The 7,055-nt window shown below is 59.5% G+C and carries 6 protein-coding genes and 1 riboswitch; of the genes, 1 reads left to right on the top strand and 5 read right to left on the bottom strand.

From position 1 onward, the window contains the following. Positions 1 to 312: 312 nt before the first annotated feature. A complete protein-coding gene (locus tag AC1EJZ_RS10955) occupies positions 313 to 1,134 on the bottom strand; it encodes an exodeoxyribonuclease III (RefSeq protein WP_480294948.1) in 822 nt (273 codons plus the stop codon). Positions 1,135 to 1,290: 156 nt separating this feature from the next. On the opposite strand from AC1EJZ_RS10955, the gene AC1EJZ_RS10950 reads away from it, so the two are divergent. Continuing rightward, positions 1,291 to 2,298 carry a cation diffusion facilitator family transporter gene (locus AC1EJZ_RS10950; RefSeq protein WP_480294946.1) on the top strand — a complete coding sequence of 336 codons (1,008 nt, stop codon included), beginning with the start codon at positions 1,291 to 1,293 and terminating at the stop codon, positions 2,296 to 2,298. A 16-nt stretch (positions 2,299 to 2,314) separates the two neighbouring features. Here the strand turns inward: AC1EJZ_RS10950 and AC1EJZ_RS10945 are convergent, their stop codons facing one another. The 4 genes from AC1EJZ_RS10945 to AC1EJZ_RS10930 form a co-directional block, all read right to left on the bottom strand. Next, positions 2,315 to 3,226 carry a bifunctional methylenetetrahydrofolate dehydrogenase/methenyltetrahydrofolate cyclohydrolase gene (locus AC1EJZ_RS10945; protein ID WP_480294944.1) on the bottom strand — a complete coding sequence of 304 codons (912 nt, stop codon included), beginning with the start codon at positions 3,224 to 3,226 and terminating at the stop codon, positions 2,315 to 2,317. Then, positions 3,223 to 4,515, bottom strand: a complete 1,293-nt coding sequence (glyA, locus tag AC1EJZ_RS10940) for a serine hydroxymethyltransferase (protein ID WP_480294943.1) — start codon at positions 4,513 to 4,515, stop codon at positions 3,223 to 3,225. The genes AC1EJZ_RS10945 and glyA overlap by 4 nt, the downstream gene beginning before the upstream one ends. A gap of 74 nt (positions 4,516 to 4,589) precedes the next feature. Then, a riboswitch (ZMP/ZTP riboswitch) is annotated at positions 4,590 to 4,674 on the bottom strand. Between the two features lie 43 nt (positions 4,675 to 4,717). After that, complete coding sequence (gene purU, locus AC1EJZ_RS10935; protein ID WP_285016307.1) at positions 4,718 to 5,596, bottom strand: formyltetrahydrofolate deformylase; 879 nt, start codon at positions 5,594 to 5,596, stop codon at positions 4,718 to 4,720. A 122-nt stretch (positions 5,597 to 5,718) separates the two neighbouring features. After that, positions 5,719 to 7,047: an amidohydrolase gene (locus AC1EJZ_RS10930; protein WP_070724917.1), complete on the bottom strand. Its 1,329-nt coding sequence runs from the start codon at positions 7,045 to 7,047 to the stop codon at positions 5,719 to 5,721. Positions 7,048 to 7,055: the final 8 nt, after the last annotated feature.

Raw genomic sequence — 7,055 nt, 5'->3', positions numbered from 1 at the left:
TTACAAGCACAAGAGAAACCAGCGCCCCATTCCTGTTAACCAAACCCCACCAAGTCCTCACCGACCACGCCGAAAAAGCCCACGGACACTAACCAGGAAGGACAGTCGCCAACGAACATCACAAGCAACGCAACACTATTCAACAAAACTAGCAACGCACCACGCGTGAACGCTTGAAACTCAGCACAATCGTGCGGGCGATTCAGGGTCATGAGGTAGAAGACTGGCGAGCGTCATCAGATCGGAAAGAGCTTATTTTTTCAGGAGATCCGGCTCGCACACACTGCTGTTCTTCAACGGATGTGATTGCAATTAATCGATCTCATACGACACGGTCAAAGCGGCATGGTCTGACATGCGCGCATCGTAAGAGGCGGCGCGATCAATCGAAAAGGACCGTGCCTTTTGCGCCAGATCCGCCGTCACGAACTGATAATCAATGCGCCACCCGGCGTCATTATCGAATGCTTTGCCTCGCCACGACCACCACGTGTATGGGCCTTGAACATCCCCCGCAAGCTCGCGGACGGTGTCGCACCAGCCACCCTCGGCCCATGACGACACAAAGGCAATTTCCTCGTCGAGCACTCCGGCACGCTTGTTGTGGTTCGGCTTCCAGTTCTTGATGTCCAATTTGGAGCGAACGATGTTGAAATCTCCAGCAACGAGAGCTTGACGCCCCTTCGCCGAATTCGCAGCTTTCAACAGTTCGCTCATGCGCGCTGACACCCTCGGCAGGTGCGCCATCTTGGCGTCCTGCTTCGGCGTATCCTTCTCGCCCGAATGGAAATACGCCGACACAAGCGTCAGTGGAGTGGCAAATTCAAGGTCCACTTCCAGCCAGCGACCCGAATCCACATCACTTTCCTGGTCGTCCAGCGTTGTCCGCACGTCTCCGATCAGCGCCTCGTTCTCAATCGGGACAGCGACTGCGACGCCCGCACGCCCTTTCGCCCGCGATGGCACGGCCACGACATGCCACTGCGACCCCAGAATCTCACGCGTCACTTCTTCCGGCGCGCGCACCTCCTGCATCAGGAGGACGTCGGGGTGCTGGCGATTCAACCAGTCATTCAGTCCTCGTTTAGCGGCAGCGCGGATCCCGTTGAGGTTGACAGTCGTGACGTTCAGCATGCCTCTATTGTGCCCGAAACTTCACCGAGTGGTCGCTTGCAAGCGACCACTCGACATCACGGACTTGGCAAGGCAGCGAGAAATGGCTATTCTATAGCCAACCAAGGATACCCCCTTGGGGTATTGATTTTCGTTGTCACCTAGCGAAAGGACGCCATGTCGCCCGATGTCGAGCATCGCGATTGCTGCGAGGAGTCGGAGCAATCATCACCCCACAGCAGGCCCACATCCGCCGAGAAGTCGCTTGCAAGCGACCACTCGCATTCACATTCGCACTCGCATGCTGCTAGTTCCCGAGGGCGTCTGATTGCAGCCTTGTCCATTACCGCAACTGTCCTCCTCATCGAGACAATCGGCGGCGCACTTTCAGGATCACTCGCACTTTTTGCAGATGCCGGCCACATGGCGGTGGACTCCACCGGGCTGGTGATCGCGCTGATTGCGGCTCACCTGTCACTGCGCCCGCGCACCGACAGATTCACGTGGGGCCTCGCACGATCCGAAGTGGTCGCAGCGGCACTGCAGGCAGGTATGCTCGTCGTGATCTGCGTGATAATCGCATATGAAGCCATCGGACGCTTCATGAACCCCGAGCAACTCGACACCCGCATCATGCTGATCGTCGGTATCCTCGGCCTGGCTGCAAACGTCGCTTCCCTACTCGTGCTGATGGGGGGCCGCAGTGCCTCGCTGAACATGCGCGCAGCATTCCTCGAGGTTGCCACCGACGCGTTAGGGTCGGTCGCGGTCATCATCGGTGCGGTCGTCGCCCATTTCAGCGGATGGCTCCAAGCGGATGCCCTTGCCTCACTGCTCATCGCGTGCATGATGGCTCCGAGGGCGATCACGCTTTTGCGCCGCTCGGTGGCGATCCTGATGGAGGAAACACCACCCGGCCTGGAACTGACAACGGTGCGTGAGCATATGCTCCATGTTCAAGGAGTCGAAGACGTGCATGACCTGCATGCCTCGACCATTGCGACAGGAGTGATAGCCCTGACGGCTCACGTCACCGTCCAACCCGAGTTGAACGAGCACGAGCGATCCGACATTTTGCACACACTCGCCAGCTGCGTACAGGAACACTTTCCCGTCACGATCACGCATTCCACGTTCCAGTTGGAAAGCCCCCAGCACCGCGAACATGAACAGTTAAGGCACTAAGCTCACACCTGCGCATTTACACCTGAGCGGAGAAACCCGCCTTTCGCTCAGCCATTTCGACCACGTTCGCCAACAGGAGGGCACGGGTCATCGGCCCGACGCCACCGGGATTCGGTGACAGCCATGCCGCAACACGATCAACTCCGTCGGCCACATCGCCATGCAGCCGCGCACGGCCATCAGCTTCCGTCACGCGAGAAACGCCCACATCCAGCACCGCCGCACCTTCACGCACCATGTCAGCGGTGATCAGTCCCGGCGAGCCAGCCGCAGCCACAACCACGTCAGCATTGCATACCTGTTCAGCGAGGTTGCGCGTGCCCGTATGGCACAGCGTCACGGTCGCGTTGATGTTCTTACGCGTCAGCAGCAATCCGATCGAACGGCCGACGGTCACTCCCCTGCCAACTACGCACACATCCGCGCCGTTGAGTTCCACGCCGTAGCGTTCCAACAGCTCAATGACGGCGCGCGGCGTACACGGAAGGGGCGAGGTGATGTCACCCGCCGCGCGCAGTACCAGGCGGCCCAAGTTCATCGGATGCAGGCCGTCAGCGTCCTTATCCGGATCGATGCGCTCCAACACGGCCTGGGAATCGACCCCGGCGGGTAGCGGAAGCTGCACAATGAAACCCGTGCAGGCAGGATCAGCGTTGAGCTGGTCGACAGCCTGCTCGATATCAGCCTGAGAGGCCGACTCGGGCAAGTCAATGCGAATCGACTCGAGACCAACCTCCGCACAGTCACGGTGTTTGCCGGCAACATAGGTCACTGACCCGGGATCTTCACCCACCAGGATTGTTCCCAGCCCTGCATGAACACCGGCTTCGCGCAGCCGTGAGACGCGTTCAGCAAGCTCGCCCTTTATTGCAGTAGCGGTGGCTTTCCCATCCAGTACCTGTGCGGCACCTTCCCACGGCGCTCTCACTGCTGCAGCCCGTCGTACAACGGGAAGGCATCGGTCAGTGCACGCACGCGCGCCTGCAGACCCTCCATATCCACTGTTTCCTTGGAGGCCGCCTGAACCAATGCGGTCGCGATGATGTCGGCAACTTCGGTGAACTCCTCATCGCCAAAACCGCGCGTAGCCAGCGCCGGCGTTCCGATACGCAGACCGGATGTGACTGCCGGTGGGCGCGGGTCAAACGGCACAGCATTGCGATTGACCGTGATGCCGACTCCGTGCAGCAGATCCTCAGCCTGCTTGCCGTCAAGAGCTGAATCAACCAGGTCAACGAGCACCAGGTGCACATCTGTGCCGCCGGTGACCAGCTTGATGCCGACCTTCTTCGCATCGTCGCGTCCCAGACGCTCCGCAAGTTTCTGCGCGCCGGCAAGAGTTCTGACCTGACGATCCTTGAACTCCGGGGTCTGAGCCACTTTCATTGCGACAGCCTTCGCTGCCACCACATGCATCAGCGGGCCACCCTGCTGACCTGGGAACACAGCAGAATTCAGCTTCTTGCCCCACTGCTCGCCGCGCGCGGACAAGATCATGCCGGAGCGGGGACCCCCCAGTGTCTTGTGGACCGTCGTGGTCACCACGTCGGCGTGGGGCAGTGGGCTTGGGTGCAGTCCGGCTGCAACGAGGCCGGCAAAGTGCGCCATGTCAACCCACAGCGCAGCGCCAACCTCGTCGGCAATGCTGCGGAAAGCAGCAAAGTCAAGGTGACGAGGGTAGGCCGACCATCCGGCAATGATCACACGGGGACGCTCACGCAGCGCCACTTCACGCACCTGATCAGGCTCGATACGCATTGTTGTGCGGTCAACTTCGTATGCGGTGGCGTGGTACATCTTGCCGGAAAAGTTGATGCGCATTCCGTGTGTCAGGTGGCCGCCGTGAGCCAAGGACAGACCCAAAATCGTGTCCCCCGGTTTTGCCATCGCCATGAGCGCGGCGGCATTGGCCTGCGCGCCTGAGTGTGGCTGCACGTTGACGAAATCGGCACCGAACACTTTCTCGGCGCGTTCAATTGCGAGACTTTCAGCAACGTCCACTGCCTCGCACCCGCCGTAGTAGCGGCGTCCCGGGTATCCTTCGGCGTACTTGTTGGTCAGAACTGATCCCTGAGCCTGCAGGACTGCACGCGGGACAAAGTTTTCCGACGCGATCATTTCAAGGGTGGCGCGTTGACGGTTCAGCTCATCATCCAGCACCTTTGCGATGTCAGGATCGAGTTCGGCCAACGTACGGGAGTTGAGAGAATCACTCATTGCTGCTCCAGTTTTCAATTCGCTTGTCTGGCTTTCACTAGTGGCGAGGGCGGCCCCAGCCGTTCCTCGCTCGGTTGCGTGGCCCAGGCGGGCGACCGCGACAACCCTTTTTCGCTCCCCGGTGGTCATCCCACCTGTTCGCCAGTTGCGACAGATTCATCTTATCAACTGTGTTCCGCTGCGGAAACCGCCAGTGCGGACACTAGCGTGAGAACACAACGGTTCGGTTGCCGTTCATCAGAACACGGCGTTCAGCATGCCAACGCACTGCCTGCGCGAGGACTCGGCGTTCAACATCCTGCCCCAGCTCCACCATGTCGCGGGTGGAATCGGCGTGCGTGACTCGCGTGACGTCCTGCTCGATGATCGGCCCTTCGTCCAGGTCGGCTGTAACGTAGTGCGCGGTTGCGCCGATGAGTTTGACGCCGCGTTCGTGAGCCTGGGCGTATGGGCGCGCGCCTTTGAACGAAGGCAGGAATGAGTGGTGAATATTGATGACGCGTCCGGCCATTTCACGGCATACCGAATCAGACAGGATCTGCATATAGCGGGCCAGGACGACCAATTCAACCTGCTCGGACTTGATGAGGTCAAGAAGTTCTGCTTCGGCGCGCGCCTTTGAATCCTTGGTGACCGGAATGCTGAGGAAGGGGACGCCGTAGAACTGTGCGACCGGCGCGAGGTCAGGGTGGTTACCGACAACTGCAACCACTTCGATAGGCAGACCTTGAGAGCGCTGCCGATAGAGCAGATCCGTGAGACAGTGCCCTTCGCGCGAAACCATAATGACGGTGCGAAGCGGTCGCCCCAACTGGTCGACGCGCCAGGTGGCGTTGAACTTGTCGGCGATTCGTGTCAGGCCTTCTTCGACAGGACCTCGACCGACAGGTGATTCAGCTTCCATTCGCATGAAGAACAGGCCGGTATCCGGGTCACCGAATTGCTGCGACTGAATGATGTTGCCACCGATGTCGCTCATGATGCCGGAGGCTGCGTGAACAATTCCTGGCTGGTCCGGGCAGGAAAGGGTGATGACAAGCTTGTCGATTGTCGAGGGGGGCACTGTCGAATCATGTTCCATAGTCCTAAGGGTAATGATTCACAGGCACTCCGGCCTAATCCAGTCCACTGCTTCTGATACGTGGTGTGCGCCGAGTGGTCGCATGCATGCGACCACTCGGCGCCATAACGATGTGAACTCGGTCAGTGTGCGGCTGGCATTTCCGCGATGGCGGCTGCGCTGATGACGCGCACTCCTTTGGGCAGGACAGCTTCATCCACCGTGAACTCGACGGAGTGCAGGCCACCCTTCGACGGAGTGAAGATCAGCAGCAATGAGGCCTTTCCGCCGTTGTCCTGGACTCGCTTCATCATGAATGCGTAGTCTTCGGAAGCGGTCATTTCCACCCACTTCGGGTCATTGGCGCGTACGCCCACCAACTCGCCAGCTTCAGCGATTCGGTCCATCAGGTCCGGATCGGAATCCAGGGAGATGGCCTCTCCCATGCGCACGATCTCGTAGTCGCACTCATACATCTGTGCAGCCGCTTCGATCACGGTGCGGGCTCGGTGCTCCATATACTCGTTGATCTCGGTCGTTGAACCGCGAACTTCCATCTCAAAGTGTGTATGATCTGCGACAATATTGCGGGTATCGCCGGCAACGATCTTGCCGACACTCACGCGGGTCGCCCCTTCTGAGTGGCGCGAAATCGCATACAGGTTCAACACTGCGGTGCACGCGGCGAGAATGGTGTTCTTGCCTTTTTGCGGCGCGCCTGAAGCGTGAGCTGCCAGTCCTTTCAGATTCACGTCGTACTTCGTGGTGGCCAGAGCCCCGCCGGATCCGGGCGCGTAGTCGGATTCTTCGAAGTCGTGTGGCCACACGTGTTGCGCGAACATGACGTCGACGTCATCGACATGGCCGGCGGCCACCATCGATTTCGCTCCGCGAACGCCTTCTTCAGCGGGCTGGAACAAAATCTTCAGCGTTCCTGACCAGGAGTCCTTCATCTGTGCCATTGTGCGGGCAACACCCAGCCCCATCGTGATGTGAGCGTCGTGTCCACACGCATGCATGGTGGAGGCGTGAATGGAGTTAAAACCCTCATCCGCCGGGTAGTACCCCTTTTCTGAAGATTCCTGCAGCGGCAGCGCGTCAATGTCGAAGCGCATGCCGACAGTGGGGCCGTCCCCATTGCGGAGAATTGCCACAGTACCCGTGTGTCCTCCGGCAATCGAGTGAACAAAGTCGGCGTCGGCACCCTCGTCAATCGCGCGGGCGATTGCGGCCTCATCTTCTTCGGAGCTGGGAAGTCCCATTCGCTCCTCAGACAGGCACGCGTCCTTTCCCTGCAGGACCTCATAGCCCCACTCGCGCAGATGCTGGACGATGATCGACGTGGTGCGGTACTCGAGGAATCCGAGTTCAGGATGTGCGTGGAAGTCGCGGCGCCACTGGACCAGGTCATCGGTCATGGCGTCGACATTCGATGTGAGTGTTTCAGCGATCTGCATTGGTAAAAGTGCCATGTTTCCTC

This window comes from Pauljensenia sp. C0170B5 (genome assembly GCF_056590195.1).
This window is presented reverse-complemented; position numbering and strand designations above follow the sequence as displayed.